13 protein-coding genes are annotated in these 16,539 nt (G+C 71.9%); 7 read left to right on the top strand and 6 right to left on the bottom strand.

The genetic code is table 11. From position 1 onward, the window contains the following. Nucleotides 1–46: 46 nt before the first annotated feature. Nucleotides 47–970 carry a sigma-70 family RNA polymerase sigma factor gene (locus ODJ79_RS15180; RefSeq protein ID WP_263024081.1) on the top strand — a complete coding sequence of 308 codons (924 nt, stop codon included), beginning with the start codon at nt 47–49 and terminating at the stop codon, nt 968–970. Between the two features lie 51 nt (nt 971–1,021). Here the strand turns inward: ODJ79_RS15180 and ODJ79_RS15185 are convergent, their stop codons facing one another. Continuing rightward, nucleotides 1,022–3,343 (bottom strand): HelD family protein, encoded by a 2,322-nt coding sequence (locus ODJ79_RS15185; RefSeq protein WP_263024082.1) that lies wholly within the window; start codon nt 3,341–3,343, stop codon nt 1,022–1,024. Between the two features lie 177 nt (nt 3,344–3,520). Between ODJ79_RS15185 and ODJ79_RS15190 the strand changes: the two genes are divergently transcribed. Further along, nucleotides 3,521–4,039 (top strand): hypothetical protein, encoded by a 519-nt coding sequence (locus tag ODJ79_RS15190; RefSeq protein ID WP_263024083.1) that lies wholly within the window; start codon nt 3,521–3,523, stop codon nt 4,037–4,039. 44 nt (nt 4,040–4,083) lie between these two features. Here ODJ79_RS15190 and ODJ79_RS15195 read toward each other — a convergent pair whose 3' ends face one another. Beyond that, on the bottom strand, nt 4,084–4,935 hold the full coding sequence (locus tag ODJ79_RS15195; protein ID WP_263024084.1) for a sigma-70 family RNA polymerase sigma factor: 852 nt from the start codon (nt 4,933–4,935) through the stop codon (nt 4,084–4,086). A 196-nt stretch (nt 4,936–5,131) separates the two neighbouring features. Between ODJ79_RS15195 and ODJ79_RS15200 the strand changes: the two genes are divergently transcribed. After that, nucleotides 5,132–6,637, top strand: a complete 1,506-nt coding sequence (locus ODJ79_RS15200; protein WP_263024085.1) for a DEAD/DEAH box helicase — start codon at nt 5,132–5,134, stop codon at nt 6,635–6,637. Between the two features lie 2 nt (nt 6,638–6,639). Here the strand turns inward: ODJ79_RS15200 and ODJ79_RS15205 are convergent, their stop codons facing one another. Beyond that, nucleotides 6,640–9,273: a helix-turn-helix transcriptional regulator gene (locus ODJ79_RS15205; protein WP_263024086.1), complete on the bottom strand. Its 2,634-nt coding sequence runs from the start codon at nt 9,271–9,273 to the stop codon at nt 6,640–6,642. Between the two features lie 60 nt (nt 9,274–9,333). On the opposite strand from ODJ79_RS15205, the gene ODJ79_RS15210 reads away from it, so the two are divergent. Further along, complete coding sequence (locus ODJ79_RS15210; protein ID WP_263024087.1) at nt 9,334–9,948, top strand: dihydrofolate reductase family protein; 615 nt, start codon at nt 9,334–9,336, stop codon at nt 9,946–9,948. A gap of 8 nt (nt 9,949–9,956) precedes the next feature. On the opposite strand, the gene ODJ79_RS15215 is transcribed toward ODJ79_RS15210, so the two are convergent. Continuing rightward, the gene (locus tag ODJ79_RS15215; protein ID WP_263024088.1) at nt 9,957–10,472 is read right to left on the bottom strand and encodes a YceI family protein; all 516 of its coding nucleotides are present in this window, start codon (nt 10,470–10,472) and stop codon (nt 9,957–9,959) included. Between the two features lie 34 nt (nt 10,473–10,506). Beyond that, a complete protein-coding gene (locus ODJ79_RS15220; protein WP_263024089.1) occupies nt 10,507–13,149 on the bottom strand; it encodes an ATP-binding protein in 2,643 nt (880 codons plus the stop codon). A gap of 484 nt (nt 13,150–13,633) precedes the next feature. Here ODJ79_RS15220 and ODJ79_RS15225 point away from each other — a divergent pair, with 484 nt between their 5' ends. From ODJ79_RS15225 to ODJ79_RS15235, 3 genes are all read left to right on the top strand, one after another. Beyond that, the gene (locus tag ODJ79_RS15225) at nt 13,634–14,191 is read left to right on the top strand and encodes an RNA polymerase sigma factor (protein ID WP_263024090.1); all 558 of its coding nucleotides are present in this window, start codon (nt 13,634–13,636) and stop codon (nt 14,189–14,191) included. 19 nt (nt 14,192–14,210) lie between these two features. After that, nucleotides 14,211–15,095: a hypothetical protein gene (locus ODJ79_RS15230; RefSeq protein WP_263024091.1), complete on the top strand. Its 885-nt coding sequence runs from the start codon at nt 14,211–14,213 to the stop codon at nt 15,093–15,095. Between the two features lie 178 nt (nt 15,096–15,273). Further along, nucleotides 15,274–16,149 carry a DUF6082 family protein gene (locus ODJ79_RS15235; protein ID WP_263024092.1) on the top strand — a complete coding sequence of 292 codons (876 nt, stop codon included), beginning with the start codon at nt 15,274–15,276 and terminating at the stop codon, nt 16,147–16,149. Here ODJ79_RS15235 and ODJ79_RS47150 read toward each other — a convergent pair. Further along, a complete protein-coding gene (locus ODJ79_RS47150; RefSeq protein ID WP_411267320.1) occupies nt 16,109–16,309 on the bottom strand; it encodes a DUF397 domain-containing protein in 201 nt (66 codons plus the stop codon). The two genes, ODJ79_RS15235 and ODJ79_RS47150, sit on opposite strands and share 41 nt — an antisense overlap. Nucleotides 16,310–16,539: the final 230 nt, after the last annotated feature.

Raw genomic sequence — 16,539 nt, forward strand, 5'->3', positions numbered from 1 at the left:
CCCGTCAGCCGGCAAGGAGCGCCGACTAGCGAACCGGGGGAAAGACATGACGACCACCAGCGTGACGAACGCCAGCGATGCCGCGCCCGCCGCGACGGTGCTTTCCGCGGCCGAGCAGGAGGAGCTGATCCGCACCCACATGCCGCTGGTCGGCCACCTGGTGCGTGACATGCTGACCCGCATCCCCAACCACATCCACCGCGACGACCTCACCAGCGCCGGACTCCACGCGCTGGTCACCGCGGCCCGTGGCTGGGACCCGAACCGCGGCATTCCGTTCCACCGCTTCGCGAGCACCCGGATCCGCGGCGCCATCCTCGACGAGCTGCGCTCGCTGGACTGGGCGACCCGATCGGTGCGGACCAAGGCGCGCGCCACGGACACCACCCGCCAGCAGCTGACCACCACGCTGGGCCGTACGCCGACCGCGGACGAGCTCGCCCAGGCGCTCGGCACCACCACGACCGATCTGCAGCAGACCGACACCGACGTGCAGCGAGCCACCGTGCTCTCGCTGCAGGGCTTCACCACCAGCAGCGCCGACGACCTGGTCACCGAGAAGAACCCGGGGCCGGAGGACATGCTGCTGCACCGGGAGCAGATCGGCTACCTGCACCACGCGATCGACTCGCTGCCCGACCGGCTGCAGACCGTGATCACCGAATACTTCCTCAACGAGCGCCCGATGGCGGACATCGCGGGCGACCTGGGCGTCACCGAGAGCCGGATCAGCCAGCTGCGTGCCGAGGCGCTGTCGCTGCTCAAGGACGGGATGAACACCCACCTCAACCCGGACCTCGCGCCGGTGCCGAGCAACCCGGAGAGCATCACCGCCCGCCGCCGGGCCAGCTACTACGCGAGCATCGCGAGCAGCACGTCGCTGCAGAGCCGGCTGGCGATGACCAACGCCCAGGGGCACACCGCGTACGGCGTCGGCTCGGCCGGCCGTACCCCCGCGCCCGCGGCATAACCGACAGACAGACAGGCAGAAGGCCCGGCGTCGCCGCCGGGCCTTTCCGCGTCAAGCGGCCAGGGCGGTCAGCACCTTGGGCAGATCCGCGGTGTGCAGCACGCCGAGCCGCCGGGTGGCGCGGGTGACCGCGACGTAGAGGTCGGACAGGCCGCGCGGGCTCTCCGCGATGATCTCGTCCGGCTCGACCACCACCACCGCGTCGAACTCCAGCCCCTTCGCCTGCCGCACGGTCATCAGGACCACCTGGTTGAGCAGGTCGGGCTGCTCGCCGACGGCCGCGCCGGGGACCGCCTCGACCAGGTGCCGGCCCAGCTCGGGTTCGAGCCCCTCGGGCACCAGAACCCCGACCCGGCCCTCCCCGGCTTCGGCGGCCTCCAGGCGTACGGCCGCAATCACCTCCGCGGGAAGCGCGGCCCGCGGCACCCGCAGCGACCAGGGCGCCACACCGGCGGAGCGGACCGACCGGGGCGGCTGGAGTGCGGGGTCGACGGCCGCCAGCACGTCCGCCGCCACCGCCATCACCTCGGCCGGCGTGCGGTAGTTGACGGTCAGCTCGACCAGGTTCCAGCGCTGCGCGACGTACGGCTCGAAGACCTGCTCCCAGCCGGTGGTGCCGGCCAGCTCCGAGGTCTGCGCGACGTCGCCGACCACGGTCATCGAGCGGCTCGGGCAGCGGCGCATGAGCAGCCGCCAGGCCATCGGGGACAGCTCCTGCGCCTCGTCGACGATCACGTGGCCGAAGACCCAGGTGCGGTCGGCGGCGGCGCGCTCGGCGGCGGTACGCGTGTCGATCACCTCGTGCCGCTCGGCGAAGGCGCTGGCGTCCACGACGTCGATCGCGGAGAGGATCTCCTCCTCCTGATCCTCGAAGTCCAGCGAGCGGGAACCTTCGACGATCTCCAGTACGCCCTCCGCGTACTCGATCGCCTCGCGCCGCTCCACGGCCGCCTGCCGTTTCCGGAGCGTGTCGTCGACGCCGAGCAGCTCGGCCAGCTCGTCGAGCAGCGGCACGTCGGCCGGGGTCCAGCGGGCCTCGCGCGGGCGCAGCAGCAACCGCCACTCCTCGGCGGGCAGGTCGCCGGCCGCCGATTCCAGCCGGTCGGCGTCGCAGAGCAGGTCGCGCAGCACCTGGCGGGCGGTCAGCACCGGCCAGAAGTCGAACAGCGCCATCTGGACGTCGATGTCCTCGCGCAGCTCGCGGCGGGTCTCGGCGAGGTCGGCCTCGGAGAGCAGATTGTCGCCGCCCAGCGGGTCGGCGCCGATCCGCTCGGCGATCTGCAGCGACAGCGCGTGGATCGCCTCGGTCACGAAGATCTGCCGGGCCACGTTGTGCGGCCGGCCGGACTTGCGAGCCGCGGCCCGGGCGTCCTCGAGCACGGCCCGCTCGATGCGCAACGGGTAGCCGTCGTGGTCGACCTCGACGTGGTCGGGTGGCACGGTCTGCCGGTCGGCGACCGCCCGATTCAGCACATCGAGCATGCTCAGCCGGCCCTTCACCGCGGCCGCCGCGGGCGATTCCACCCCCTTCGCGTGTACGCCCGGGAACATGTCGCCGAGCGTGGCGAGCAGCACGCCGGTCTCCGCGAGCGACGGCAGCACCTGCGAGATGTAGCGCAGGAACGTGGTGTTCGGCCCCAGGATCAGCACGCCCTGCCTGGTCAGTTGCGCACGGTAGGTGTACAGCAGGTACGCCGCCCGGTGCAGCGCCACCGCCGTCTTCCCGGTGCCCGGGCCGCCCTGCACCACCATCACCCCGGCCAGTCCCGCCCGGATGACCTCGTCCTGCTCGGCCTGGATGGTCTCGACGATGTCGCGCATCCGCCCGGTCCGGCTCGCGGTCAGCGCCGACAGCAGCGCCGCCTCGCCGGTCACGTCCTCGCGCCCGCCGGCCCCGGCCGCCTCGAGGTCGAGCACCTCGTCGTCGATGCCGGTCAGGACCCGGCCGCGGGTGCGCAGGTGCCGGCGGCGGGTCACGCCGTCCGGCGAGACCGCGGTGGCGAGGTAGAACGGGCGGGCCGCGGGGGCCCGCCAGTCGACCAGCAGCGGGTCGCGGTCGTGCTCCTCGGCGGCGAGACCGAGCCGCCCGATGTACTGCGGCGCACCCGCGGCGAAATCGAGCCGGCCGAAACACAAACCGTTCTCGACCGCATTCATCTGGGCAAGTTGCTCGGCATAGTGGCCACGGGTGGCCTCGCGCTGGGCACGGCCCTGCGGGGTGCCGCCGGCCTCCAGCAGAATGGCCTTCAGCCGCTGATCTGCCAGGTCACGCAGGTTGTCCAGGCGGTCATAGAGGGTGGTGAGGTACGCCTGCTCGGAACGGAGATCGTCCGCGGCGGAGCTTGACAATTCCACTCCCCTTTGTGGTAACATACGCCAGCGGTGACCACCTGTGTCTAATTAAAATCAGGGGTCACCTTTTTTATTGCTCGACAATCGGCCAGAATAGCCGATCGACGCCGATGCCCCAAGCGGTGACGGCGCTGTCCGCAATCTGTCAGCTCCCCCGGCGAGCGTTACGCCCAGGGGTGTCTCGGACTTAACCGTGGCATGAACCACGACCACCCGATCCGACGTCTCGGCGCGCTCGCCCTCACCGCGGCCGCCGCCCTCGCCCTCGTCACGGCGTGCTCCGGCAGCGACGACAAGCCGGAGGGGAGCGCCGCGCAGGCCGCCGCCAACGGCACCGAGCCCAAGACCATCGACGGCGCCAAGGCTGCCGCGCAGACCGTCTTCGATCGGTTCGCGTCCGGCGACTACGCCGGGACCTGGGACATGTACACCGCCGCCGGCCAGGCCGCGATCAGCCGGGACGACTTCGTCAAGCTGAACGACGCCTGCTCCCGCCGGGGCCTGGCGATCCAGCTGACCGGCGCCCGGATGGACGACGCGGACCACGCGATCGTGATCGCCAAGCAGATGGCGGCCACGCAGTCGTACACGATGGTGTACGAGAACAACGCGTGGCGGCTGGAGCCGGCGAAGCAGGGCCTGGCGCTGTACAGGCTCGGCGTGGCCAAGGCGATCGCCGCCCAGAAGCTGTCCGGCACCTGTGCCGGACAGCAGTAGAGACACGGACGCCCGCCGCGGTGTCGCGGCGGGCGTCGCTGCGGTCAGGCGGCCGCCGGCAACCCGTCGGGGCCGGTCATGGCGAGCCGGGTACGGACGTCGCCGCGTACCGCGATCTGCTCGTAGTAGGCGGCCCGCCGCCGTGCCACGCAGCCCTCCTTCGGGGGGTTCTGCGCCGCGAGCGCCGGGTCCAGGTGGGTGTTCAGCCCGTCGCGCAGCAGGACCAGCGCCTCGGCACGCAGCTGCGACACCCGCGACTCGGTGACACCGAGGTCCTCGGCGATCCGGGCCATCGGCCGCTCGTCGAAGAAGTAGCCCTGCACCACCACGCGCAGCCGCTCGGGCAGCGCGTCGACCGCGTGCCGCAGGTAGCCCAGCCGCTCCCGGAGGATCAGCATCTCCTCCGGACCGGCGCTCGGCTCGGTGACCATGTCGTCGGCGGCGGCGGTGGCGAAGCCCTGCAGGCTGAACACCACGGCGCGATGCACGTCGTCGTCGGCGCTCTCGATGTCCTCGACGGTGCAGCCCATCCGCTCGGCAACCTCCCGCACGGTCGGCGTACGGCCCAGCTCGGCGGTCAGCTCCTGGCGGGCCGAGTCGGTGCGGCGGGCGCGCTGGCGCACCGAGCGGCTGGCCCAGTCGAGGCCGCGCAGCTCGTCCAGCAGGGCACCGCGGACGCGGGCCGCCGCGAACCGGGCGAACGGGACGCCACGGCTCGCGTCGAAGCCACGGGCCGCATGCACGAGGGCCGCATAGCCTGCCGACATCAGGTCGTCGCGGTTGACGTGCTGCGGCACCCTGGCCAGCATCTCTCGGACCAGGTGGCCGACGAGCGGCATGTGATCCTGGACGATGTCCGTGCCGCCGCGGCGTTCGACGGAGGGTGCACCGCTCATGGTGGGGGTCTCCTCGCGGTAACGCCCGGTCCGGGGTTCCCGGGCACTGAGGAGAAACGGTGATCGGCATTGAGTGCCAATCAGGTCTGGGACGGTTGCGGAGCGGTTGCTTCTCAGCACGGTCCGTTGCCATTGGGCGGGTGCTTCTATGCTTGATCGTTCGGTCCCACCGGCGACCCCTTGGAGTACCTGCTACATGACCACGTTCACCGAGCTCGGCGTACCGGCCGTCCTCACCACGGCCCTTGCCGAACTCGGCATCACCACCCCGTTCCCGATCCAGGCGGCCACCCTGCCCGACTCGCTCGCCGGCCGGGACGTCCTCGGCCGCGGGAAGACCGGATCCGGCAAGACGTACGCGTTCGTGCTGCCGGTACTGACCCGGCTGGCCGCCTCGCGCACGCCCCGCCGGGCCGGCCGGCCGCGCGCCCTGATCCTGGCGCCCACCCGCGAGCTGGCCAGCCAGATCGACGCCAGCCTCGCCCCGCTCGCCGCCGCGCTCGGCCTGCGCACGCTGGTCGTCTTCGGCGGCGTCGGACCCGGCCCGCAGATCAAGGGCCTCGCCGCCGGCGTCGACGTGCTGGTGGCCTGCCCCGGCCGGCTCGACGACCACCTGCGCAACGGGCACGCCTCGCTGGACGCGGTCGAGATCACCGTGCTCGACGAGGCCGACCACATGGCCGACCTGGGCTTCCTGCCGGTGGTCCGCCGGCTGCTCGAGCAGACCCCGCGGGACGGGCAGCGGCTGCTCTTCTCGGCGACCCTGGACAACGGGGTCGACGTGCTGGTCAAGCGCTTCCTGCGGAAGCCGGTGACGCACTCGCTCGCCGAGAAGGCGGTCGAGATGACCCACCACGTGCTGCACGTGCGCGGGGACGACCGCTTCCACGTGCTGGTGGACCTGCTGGCCGCGCCCGGCCGGACGGTGGTCTTCACCCGGACCAAGCGGCGGGCCAAGGTGCTGACCCGGCAGCTGGTTGCGGCCGGGGTGCCGGCCGTCGAGCTGCACGGGAACCTCGCCCAGAACGCCCGCAACCGGAACCTGGCGGCGTTCGCCGACGGCAGCGCGGAGACGCTGGTGGCGACGGACATCGCGGCCCGCGGCATCCACGTCGACGACGTCGCACTGGTGATCCACGCCGATCCGCCGGTCGAGCACAAGGCCTACCTGCACCGGTCGGGGCGGACGGCCCGGGCTGGGGCGCAGGGCACGGTGGTCACCCTGATGACCGACGATCAGCAGGCGGAGGTGCGTGATCTGACCCGCAAGGCCGGCGTGCGCCCGACCACCAGCCGGATCCGGCCGGGCGACCCGCTGCTGGCCGAGCTGGCACCCGGGGAGCGCCGGTTCGTCGCGGCGCCGGTCGCCCCGGCTCCGGCGACCCGGCCGGGCCCCGGGACACCCGCCGGCGGCCGTCCGGGCCGCTCCCACGGGCGCGGCGCGGCGCAGCCGGATGCGGCCGGCCAAGGATCGCGCGGTCAGTCCCGCACCCGCTCGGCGGCGGCGAGCTCCGGTGGGCAGGCCCGCACCCGTTCGGCGGCGGCGAGCTCCGGTGGCCAGGCCCGCACCCGTTCGGCGGCGGCGAGCTCCGGTGGCCAGGCCCGCACCCGTTCGGGGCCGGCCGCGGCCTCCGGTGGCGGCGGGGCGGCGGCGTTCTCCGCCTCCAGCCGGGCCGGCGGTCGCCGGCGGGGCGGCCGCTGAGGTCAGCCCGCCGCGTCGCGGCGTTCGGTCGCCAACCGGGCCAGCTCGGTCCGGTTGGCGACCTGAAGTTTCGCGTAGACATGGGCCAGGTGGGTCTTCACCGTCCCCCGGCCGATGAAGAGCCGCGCGCCGATCTCCACATTGGAGAGACCCTGCACCGCCAGCTCGACGACGGACACCTCGGCCGGGGTCAGGCTTTCCCAGCCGGCGTCCGGGCGCCGGCGCGGCCCGCGGGCCTTGGCGGCGTAGGCGACGGCCGCCCGCACCTCCATCTCCCGGCCGCGGTCGAGGGCGTCCGCCGGCAGCGCCGACGCGGTGCCCTCCGGCCGGCTGCGCGGCGCGGCACCGGCGTCCTCCCTAGCGCGCTCGGCCGCACCGGTCAGCATCCCGGCGAGCTCGGCCGCGCCGCGCCGCCGGTGCAGCTCGGCCAGCGCCTCCAGGCTGGCGAGGTAGCCGAGCACCAGGTCGTGGTCCATCCGGATGCGCAACGCCTCGTGATGCAGCCGCAGCGCCCGTTCGGGATCGCTGTCGTGCACGAGCAGCGCCCACTCGTCGACCACCCCGGCCCGGATCCGGGGCATCGCCGGCGTCAGGGGCGCGCTCTCCAGCGCCGCGAGGGTCCGGCCGGCGGCCTCGTGCTCGCCCGCCAGCCGCAGCGCGCCGGCCAGCACCAGCCGGGTCTCCGGCGCCAGCCCTTCGTCGCTGGGCGCCGGCTGCCACCGCCCCTCCAGCCGGCACCACCGCACCGCCTCCGCCGGGCGCCCGCCGGCCAGCGCCAGCATCGCCTTGGTCCGTTCCCACCCGGTGATGAACGGGAGGTCCCCGGCGAGCAGCGATTCGATCGGCGCCAGCGCCCGCTCGGCCTCCGCCACCCGCCCCTGCAACACCCGGATCTCGGCCAGCACGCACCGGGTCGAGCCGGTCCAGTGGAAGTCCCGTAGCGGCGCCGCCGTCTCGACCGCCCGCTCGGCCAGCTCCCCGGCGCGCCGCAGATCGCCCGCCCGCGCGGTGGCCAGCGCCAGCCAGCACAGCGCGAGCGCCGCCACGCCCCGATCACCCCGGGCGATCGGCCCCGCCACCGCCGCCTCGAGGTGCCCGATCGCCTCCGGATACCGGTCGGCCAGCACGTGGATCAGCCCGATGAGCGCCTCGGCCGAGTCGGCGACGAACAGGTCGCCGGCCGCGAGCGCCTCCGCCCGGGCCGCCCGGGCCTCGTCGAGGGCCGCGTCGAGGCCGACCATCAGGTGCCCGACCGCGGTCAGGGCCCGGCTGATCCGGGCGGCCGCCGGCGCGCCGGCCTCGACCGCCAGCTCCCGGGCGGCGTGCGCCACCTGGTACGCCTCCATGCCCGGCAGCCCGGTGTCGGCCACCAGCGCGAACGCCGCCAGCACGTCGGCCTGCAGCGGGGTCCGCTCGTTCGCGCCGCGATCGGCGGCCCGGCGGAGCAGCCGTACGCCCTCGCCGCCGCGCCCCTCCAGATGCCACAGCCACGCGCAGGCCACCGCGAGCCGCCGGCCCCGGCTCGGGTCCGGTTGGGAAAGCCCCCACTCGATCGCCGCGCGGATGTTCGGGTACGCCGCACCGACCCGCGCCCGCCACTCGTCCTTGTCCGTGGTCAGCGTCGGTGCCAGCTGCTCCACCAGGTCGAGGTGCAGATCGAGGTGCCGGTCGCGGATGCCGGTCATCTCGCCGGCCTCCGTCAACCGATCCATCGCGTACGCCCGGACCACGCCCAACATCCGGTAGGTCGCCTCGCTGCCGGTGGTGTCGGCCACCACCAGCGATTTGTCGACCAGCCCGCGCAGCGCCCGCAGGCCGTGGGGCTCGACCAGCACGGCCCCCGCGCCGAAGCCCGGCTCGTAAACAGCCAGCCGCCGGAACAGCACCCGCTCGTCCTCGTCGAGCAGGTCGTGGCTCCAGCGCATCGAGCCTTCGAGGGTCTGCTGCCGGAACGGTGCGGTCCGCGCGCCGCCCTCCAGCAGGGTGAACGGGCTGCCCAGCGAGTCGGCGATCTGGGACACGGAGAGCGTGCCGGCCCAGCCGGCGGCCAGCTCCAGGGCGAGCGGCAGCCGGTCGAGCCGGTCGCAGAGCCGCCGGGCCCCGGCGCTGTCACCGATCCTGGATCGTTCGAGGAACAGCGCCAGCGCGTCGGCCAGGCTCAGCGGCGGCACCCGCCACACCCGCTCGCCGGCAGCGCCCAGCGGGGCGCGACTGGTGGCCAGCACCGCGACGCCCGGGCAGCCGGCCAGGATCGCCGCGGCCAGCCGGGCCGCGCCGTCCAGGACGTGCTCGCAGTTGTCCAGCACGATCGTCAGCTCGCGGTCGCGCAGCGCGGCGACCACCGCCGGCACCGGGTCGAAGCCGGCCGGCACCAGCACCTCCAGCGCCTCGGCGGCCCGGCGCCCGACCCGCTCGGGGTCGGGGTCGTTCTCCCCGGACCCGTCCAGCGCCTCGAGGCCGACCCAGCACGAGTCGGCCGCCGCGCGGGCGACCCGGATCGCGAGCCGGGTCTTTCCGCAGCCGCCCGGGCCGACCAGGGTCAGCAGTCGACCGGCGGTCACTGCCGGCTCGATCGCGGCCAGCTCCTCGGCTCGGCCGACGAAGCTCGTCAGCTCGGGTGGCGGAGAAGCCGGCATCCCCGGAAGTCTGCCAGGTGGCAGATGTTCTTCCCGGGCCAGGCGGACAGGATTCAGGGCATGACATCGAACGCGAACAGCCAGAACAGCAGCGGCCGCCGAGTGGTCGGCAACATCTCCCTCTCCCTCGACGGCCGGATCAGCGGCGCCGGCGGCGAGTTCGACATGGGCTGGATCGTCCCGCACGCGGTGACCGGGGCGGCCCGCGAGCACATGATCCGGGTGACCGGACCGGCCACCACCGCCCTGCTCGGCCGGAAGAACTACCAGGGCTTCGGCGGCTTCTGGCCGGCCGTTGCCAAGGACGAGAACGCCGACCCCCGCGACCGCGCCTTCGCCGAGTGGCTCAACGCGGTGGAGAAGGTGGTCTTCTCGACGACGCTGACCGACGCGCCGTGGGAGAACTCCCGGCTCGCCGGCGCCGACCCGGCCTCGGTCGTCCGGGAGCTGCGCGAGCGGCCGGGCGGCGACATCATCGTGCTCGCCAGCGCCAGCGTGATCCGGGCGCTGCTGGAGGCCGGCGAGCTCGACCGGCTGAGCATCACGCTCTGCCCCGAGATCGTCGGCGGGGGCCGTCGCCTGCTCGACGACGGCCTGCCCGCCGGGTCCTGGTCGCTGACCGACCTGGCGACGACCGAGTCGGGCGCGATCTGCCTGATCTACGACCGGAAGTAGATCTTGATCTATGACCGGAAGTAGACCTCGAGCTCCAGCCGGACGGGCCGGGCGATGATGCCCCGGCCCGCCTTCACGCCGGCGGTCACCCGGTCCAGGGTGCAGCTCGCGGTGCAGCGGTAGCCGGTCGTGGTCGGCTCGACGGCATACAGGGTCAGGGTCACCTCGCTGTCGGTGCCCCGGACCGAGAGCATGCCGGTCATCCGCCAGCCGGCCGCCGACCGGGTGCAGCCGGTGCTGCGGAAGGCGATCACCGGGTGGTCGGCGGCGGCGAGGAACCGCTTCCCGCGGATGTCCTTGTCGCGCCGCGGGTCGTCGCTGCGGAAGGTGGCCGCGTCGAGTTGCGCCGAGGCGCTCGACTGGGCCGGGTCGGCGCCGATGGTGACCGTGCCCGCCCGGATCGCCATGGTGGCGGTGACCGGCTTGAGGCCGAAGGCGTGTGCGGCGTGCAGCGTACACACTGATTGGTCTTGATCGATGAGGTAGGTGCCGGGACGGAGGTCGGTGCTCAGGTTGGTTGTCATGCCGTCAGCGTCGGACGTTCCGCGGGCGCGGGCGTCAGTGCTGGTACTGAGATGTGCCACGTAGGTCGGCGCGGCCGCTCAGTCCGAGCTTGCGCAGGATGCTGCGGACGTGTGTCTCGACCGTACGCTCGGACAGGAACAGCCGGTCCGCGACGTCCCGGTTGGACAGGCCGGTCGCGACCAGCCCGGCGATCTCCCGTTCCCGCGCGGTGAGCAGGTCGTCCCCGGCCAGCGTAGCGGCCTCCTCGGCGATCTTGGGCAGGCCGAGGCGGCGGGCGATGGCGAGCGCGCGGCCGGCCATGTCCCGGGCCTTCTTCGGGTCGGTGCCGGCGGCGTGCCGGGCGAAGGTCAGCTGCGCCAGCGCCAGGAACGGCGGTGAGCCGAGGCGCTCCTCCATCGCGATCGCGTCGGTCAGGTGGCGCACGGCGGCCGGTTCCCGCAGGGCCGCGGCGATCACGCCGAGCGACCGGTCCGCGGCGCCGTTACAGGAGGACATGTTGTTCATGTAGCGACCCGCATACGGCAGCGCCAGCCGGTAACACTCCGCAGCGAACTCCAGGTCACCCACCCAGGCCGCGACCTCGCCGGCCGAGATCAGAATGAACGGCCGGCGCCCGTCGACCGGCAGCCTCGGCAGAATCCCGCGCAACTGGGCGACCTGCTCGACGGCCACGCCGCGGTCCCCCACCCGCATGGCGATGCGGGCCAGCATGGTCACGCCGATCGGGACGCCGGGTATGGCCACCGCGATCTCGGCCAGATCGTTGTCCCAGCCCGGGATGTCGCCGGTGAGCAGCCCGAGCCCGTCCTGGAACGCCGGCAGCAGCAGCCGGGCGGAGGTGTCCTGGGCACGCAGCGCCAGGTCGCGGGCCTCGACCGCGGTGGCGAGCGCCTCGGCGAGGTGTCCCGACAGCATGTGCCGGACGGCTCGGGCGCGCAGGTGGTGCCAGCGCGCGACCGGCCAGCCCAGGCGGTCCGCCAGCTCGGCGAGCCGGGCCTGCTCGGCGTCGAAACCGGCCAGATCACCGAGGCAGAGGTACGCGTCCAGCCGCCACACGCGACTCCACAGCTCGGCGTCCGGCCGCCCGCCCGGTACGGCCAGTTCGGCCCCGCGGCGGGCCATGTCGAGCACCTCGTCCACGCCGAGCATCGGGTCGACGATCTCGTGCCGGGCGTGGATCGCGGCGACCAGGGCACCGGGGTGGCCGGACCGTTCGGCCAGGGCCATCGCCTCCCGGCTGATCGGCTCGGCCCGCGGCCCGTCGTGCATCTCGGCGATGAGGAAGGCGTACTGGGCGAGAACCTGGGCCCGGTCGGCGTCGCCGAGGTCGTGGGCGAGAGCGCGTTCGCAGAGGCGCAGCAGGGCGGGCGCCAACGGGCCGCCGAGCCCGCCCAGCCCCCGGACGACCAGGGCCGCGGGCGCGCCGACCTGGTCGACGATCGCCTCGCAGTCGCTCACGGCGAGGTCGAGTTGGCCGTCGCGATAGGCGGCCCCCGCCCGCTCGAGCCGGATCGCCGAGCTCGGTTCGTTCTCCAGGGCCCGGGTCAGCCAGCGGACGGCCTCGCCGTGGTCCAGCGCGGCGGTCGCCTGGCGGGCGGCGGCCAGGCACGCCTCGGCCGCGAGCCGGCGGGAGGCGGCGTCGGTGGCGGCCCGCACCCGGTGGCGGGCGATCTCGATCGGCCCGGCGCCCGTCGCGGCCAGCGCGTCCGCGATCCGCGCGTGCGCCCGGATCCGGGCATCCCGGCTCAGGTCGGCGTAGCAGGCCTGCCGGACGAGCTCATGGGCGAACCGCGGCCGGGCCGGCGCCCAGGGATCGTCGACGAGCACCCCCGCCTCGATCGCCTCGGTCAGCTCGGCGAGGTCCAGGACGGTGGTGTCCACCTCGGCGCCGAAGGCCGCGGCCACTCCCAGCGCCTCGCGGCAGGCCGGCGTCAGCTGGGCGGTGCGGCGGGTCACCAGGCGGCGCAGGCCGTCCGGCAGGTCGATGTCGCCGGCCGGGCGTTCCAGCCGGCCCTCGCGGACCAGCAGCCGGCCCAGCTCCCGGGTGTAGAGCGGGTTTCCGCCGCCCAGCTCGTGCACCACCGCCGCCCAGGTGCCGTGCGCCGCCCCGAGCCGGCCGAGGTAGGCCGCCACCGCCGCGACATCCCAGGGGCCGAGCGGCAGGACGGTCGCCTCCGGCAGGTCGAGCTCGGTGCGGGAGGTGCCGAGCACCAGGATCCGGCTCGCGGACACCTCGCGGGCCAGCGCCGCCAACAGGGCCAGCGACGAGGGGTCGGCCCAGTGCAGGTCCTCGAGCACCAGCACGAGCGGCGTGCGCGCGGCCGCCGCGGTCAGCGCCGCGAGCACGTCCCGGATCGCCCGGAACCGCGCCGCCGCGGCCGGCTCCCCCTCGTCGGTGAGCGCCAGCAGCGACGGCGACAGGCCGTCCACATCGGAGTCGAGCAGCCGCAGCCAGGGCCAGAAGGCGGGCGCACCCTCGTCCGGGTCGGCGCGCCCGGTCAGCACCGTGACCCCGGCGGCCGCGGCCCGGGAGACGGCCTCCTCCACGACGGCCGTCTTGCCGATGCCCGCCTCGCCGGTCAGCAGCGCCACCGCCCCGGAGCCGCGCTCGGCCGCGGCGCGCAGCTCGTCCAGCGCGACGACCTCGGCAACCCGGCCGACCAGGCACGTACCCATGCGAACAACCTCACCACACCCGGTGCGGTTGTCCATCAGGCATCCGTCCTCGGCCGACGTGTTCCGCGATGCCGGCGCATCCGGGAGGAGTGGTTTACCCCCATTGGCGTGCGAGGAGGCCAAGCGGTGGGTGGCCGAGAGCGTTGCGCATGGTACGTACCACACATGCCCGGCATAGTCATTTTAAGGTATTTAAACCTTTCGGGGGATTTATCGGGCTTCAACTGAACGCAGGCTCCCCCCGACGCGTCCTTCCTGTGCAAGTCACTTGCTCGCTACTTGACAAGGGAGAGCCATTTGGGGATCACGTGCCGGATTCCGAGCCGCACTCGGCTTTGCATCGAGGACCTACCTCTTCGCCACACCACCGAAGGAATCGAGCCATGACAAGCAATGACGGCGTCCGCGTGGAAATTGTTCGTGATCGGGGACCGGTCCGACGAACCCGGATCAGCTACTGGGCCAACTCCAGGGCAGGCGAACGATGACGCAGAATATCGCGCTGGCGTCCGGCGACGACGAGCGTGACGACGGATCAACTCCGCCATGCACTTTCGACGACTTCTATCGGGACGCCCAACCCAAGCTTGCCCGCATCGCGAGGCAGATGTTTGGCGACATGGGTGAGGACCTGGTGGCGCAGGCGATGATAAAAGCATTTCTAAGGTGGCCGAAGATCCAATCAATGCACCCTGGCGCCCGTTTCAACTATGTGAAGAAGATCATGGTTCGCGAGGGCATTCGTCACGACAATCGTGAAAGAAATTTCCGCATCAGGCTTCCGCAGTTTTTGAGCTCGCAAAGCACGGCGCCCGTCGAGTCCCAAGTACTCGACAAGATCGCGGCCGCCAAGGCACTCAAGCTTACCGATCTGCTGCCCACGCGGCAAAGGATCGTGCTCGTCATGCTCCTAGAAGGGCACTCATTCGAGGAGACAGCCCAGTTCATGAACGTCACGCAGTCGACGGTCCGAAGCCACCTACATCAAGCCCGCAAGAACCTACAGTCCGTGATTGACAAGGAAGGGGCGGAGGATGCCTAGGCAACCGAAGGACGCCGCTTTGACACCGGCGGAGAAGGCGTTTCTCGAACGTGCCGGCCAAGAGGCCCAGCAGGAGGTCGACCGTCTGGGCTTCGACTTGGACGCCGGCCTCGCAGCCGTCAAACAGCGAGCCTTGAGCGCCGCCGACCATCGTCCACATCGCGCACCGGCCTGCCGGATGCCGAAGGGCCCGGCCCGCTCCGGAGCGAAGGGCATGGCCATCGCCCGGTACGGCGCCATTCATTTCACCCCGGCGAAGACGGCGTTCTTCGCGTTGATCATGGCGTTCGTCCTGGTGGTTGCTGGATACGCTTGCCAGCAGCAGATTCGATCGACATCGGCTGCCGCCCGGGATTCCGCCATTGTCCGCGACCTTCCCGCCGCGGCTCCGCCGCCGGGCCTGCCGAAACCCGCGCCGGGATCGGCCCGCACATTTCCGACCCTTTCGCAGTCGCACCTGGCGACGGTGCAGCGACCCGCTGACTCGACCGGCCTCACAGCGGCCGCTCCGGAGCCGACCTTGGCGGCGACATCCGGCCTACCGGCACGTCCCGACGAATCCGGCGCAGGAACCTGCGCCAGGAAGCCAATTGTCTTGCCCCTGGACACCGGCGTCGAACTGGACAGATGCGCCGTCGGAGCAAAAAACACCGACGTGGTCTACAACGGCGTGGGACTCGTCGTGAACGAGAGCATCGCAACGCGCTCCGCACCGACGGGTGGAACGTCGGTCACCCAGTTCGAGTGCGAAAGAAGGTTCGACTCTCCGAAATATCCCGAGGCACCGCGCCCGGTAGTGGCCGCGGCGTGCCTGAATTCAGGTCAGGGAGTCGCCTACATCGACGTCCGGGGTCTGACCGCCAAGGAAGCGGTTTTCAACCTGTTCTTCCAGGCGGAAAAGTGATCATGAAGCGCGGGCCTGCGCCCGCCGCCGAGGTTGTTTGACGCTCGGTAAACAACACAGGTGTGGGCGGCCGCTGACGTTTGGGCGCGGCCGCCCCAAGTGTTCATGCACGGGGCTGCCTGCCGGCAGTGCTCCGTAAGCCGGTCCGAAGAGGTGCCTCGACCGGGCACGCACGGCTGTGGCTAACTGGAATCCGGTACCGCACGCCTGGCTCCTGGTCGTTGCCCAATATCAAACTCTCGGCGAGGTCGGCATGATCAAATCCCGGAGGCGACTGAGCACACGAACCTACTCGACGGCCGGGGCAGTCGTGGCGATAGTCGCGACGGCCGCAATCCTGCTGGCTTCGCCGTTTGTACTGTCCGCCGTGGCGCCCTTCAGCGACGATTGGTCGAAGCTGTCCGACGTGGGGCAATCCTATGGCGCGGCCGCGGCTGTCTTCAGCGGTCTCGCCTTCATCGGAGTCATGTTCACCCTCTTCACCCTCAACCGCCAGTCCGCATTCCAGCAAGCCCTTTCGCTACGCTCGTTGCACTTCGATCTTCTGCGTACGGTGATCGACCATCCGACCTACGAGCGCGCCATGCGAGAGGGCCACAACAACGACGCCCTGCCGTTGTGGGCATACTTCAATCTCCGTCTTCAGACCATCTACTTCTTCTGGCGATGCGGAGAAGTCGACGACGCGAACGCGGAGGCTGAAATCGGCACACTGATGAGATTCGGAACTTTTGCGGAGTGGTGGCGCGAGGACGGCGCGCCGCTCTGGAACGCCGGCCACCAAACTCCCTCAGAGCGGCGATTCGTTTCGATGGTCGACGAGGTCGGGCACCGTGCGACGAGAAGAACCCCGGACTGCTCCGCAAGTGTCTCGGCGGGCGCTCCGGGGAGCCGTCCGGTCAGGCAGAGCCGCATCAAGGCAACGGGTTTCGCCCTTGCCGCGGGGGCAGCATTCGGCGCCTCCGTGGCATCGATTGCGGCCTCTCGGCGCGGCCGGCCCCGAGTCCGGATACTCAGCACAGGTCGAATTCGTCATTCAGCACGCCGAGCCTGAACTCTTCCCACGCACTCCTCGTGCAGATCACGACGGGACCCGCCACGTACTTCGAATTCCGCAGAACCACCCAGGACCCGGCAAACGCCACCTCTACACAATGCCCTCCACTGCAGGCACTTGACGACTGCCAAGACATGTTTTCGAACTCATTGTCCATGACCAACCAGTTCCTTGTTTCGGGTCTCGATCGACTGCTTTTCGACGCGGGGCGGCTTTTTGCGACGCCACCAGCGTCCGTGGCAAACTCCTCCTCTTCGCGCCGCCGCTACTAAGTGCGCCGGCGAGCCCGAGTTGTTGATGCCTGACCCGAGAAATTAATTCTTGGAGTGAAACTGCGTTTCGTGGTGGACTGCGGCGTAGCCGATCAGCTCATGGACGCCGACGCGG

Origin of the sequence: Actinoplanes sp. KI2, from assembly GCF_025630775.1 — a bacterium.
Taxonomy (GTDB): domain Bacteria; phylum Actinomycetota; class Actinomycetes; order Mycobacteriales; family Micromonosporaceae; genus Actinoplanes.

What these genes read in the sequence shown, in the direction of transcription:
- ODJ79_RS15180 (WP_263024081.1), top strand. Translation starts at nt 47, where the DNA reads ATGACGACCACCAGCGTGACGAACGCCAGCGATGCCGCGCCCGCCGCG.
- ODJ79_RS15185 (WP_263024082.1), bottom strand. Translation starts at nt 3,343, where the DNA reads ATGTTACCACAAAGGGGAGTGGAATTGTCAAGCTCCGCCGCGGACGAT.
- ODJ79_RS15190 (WP_263024083.1), top strand. Translation starts at nt 3,521, where the DNA reads ATGAACCACGACCACCCGATCCGACGTCTCGGCGCGCTCGCCCTCACC.
- ODJ79_RS15195 (WP_263024084.1), bottom strand. Translation starts at nt 4,935, where the DNA reads ATGAGCGGTGCACCCTCCGTCGAACGCCGCGGCGGCACGGACATCGTC.
- ODJ79_RS15200 (WP_263024085.1), top strand. Translation starts at nt 5,132, where the DNA reads ATGACCACGTTCACCGAGCTCGGCGTACCGGCCGTCCTCACCACGGCC.
- ODJ79_RS15205 (WP_263024086.1), bottom strand. Translation starts at nt 9,273, where the DNA reads ATGCCGGCTTCTCCGCCACCCGAGCTGACGAGCTTCGTCGGCCGAGCC.
- ODJ79_RS15210 (WP_263024087.1), top strand. Translation starts at nt 9,334, where the DNA reads ATGACATCGAACGCGAACAGCCAGAACAGCAGCGGCCGCCGAGTGGTC.
- ODJ79_RS15215 (WP_263024088.1), bottom strand. Translation starts at nt 10,472, where the DNA reads ATGACAACCAACCTGAGCACCGACCTCCGTCCCGGCACCTACCTCATC.
- ODJ79_RS15220 (WP_263024089.1), bottom strand. Translation starts at nt 13,149, where the DNA reads ATGGGTACGTGCCTGGTCGGCCGGGTTGCCGAGGTCGTCGCGCTGGAC.
- ODJ79_RS15225 (WP_263024090.1), top strand. Translation starts at nt 13,634, where the DNA reads ATGACGCAGAATATCGCGCTGGCGTCCGGCGACGACGAGCGTGACGAC.
- ODJ79_RS47150 (WP_411267320.1), bottom strand. Translation starts at nt 16,309, where the DNA reads ATGGACAATGAGTTCGAAAACATGTCTTGGCAGTCGTCAAGTGCCTGC.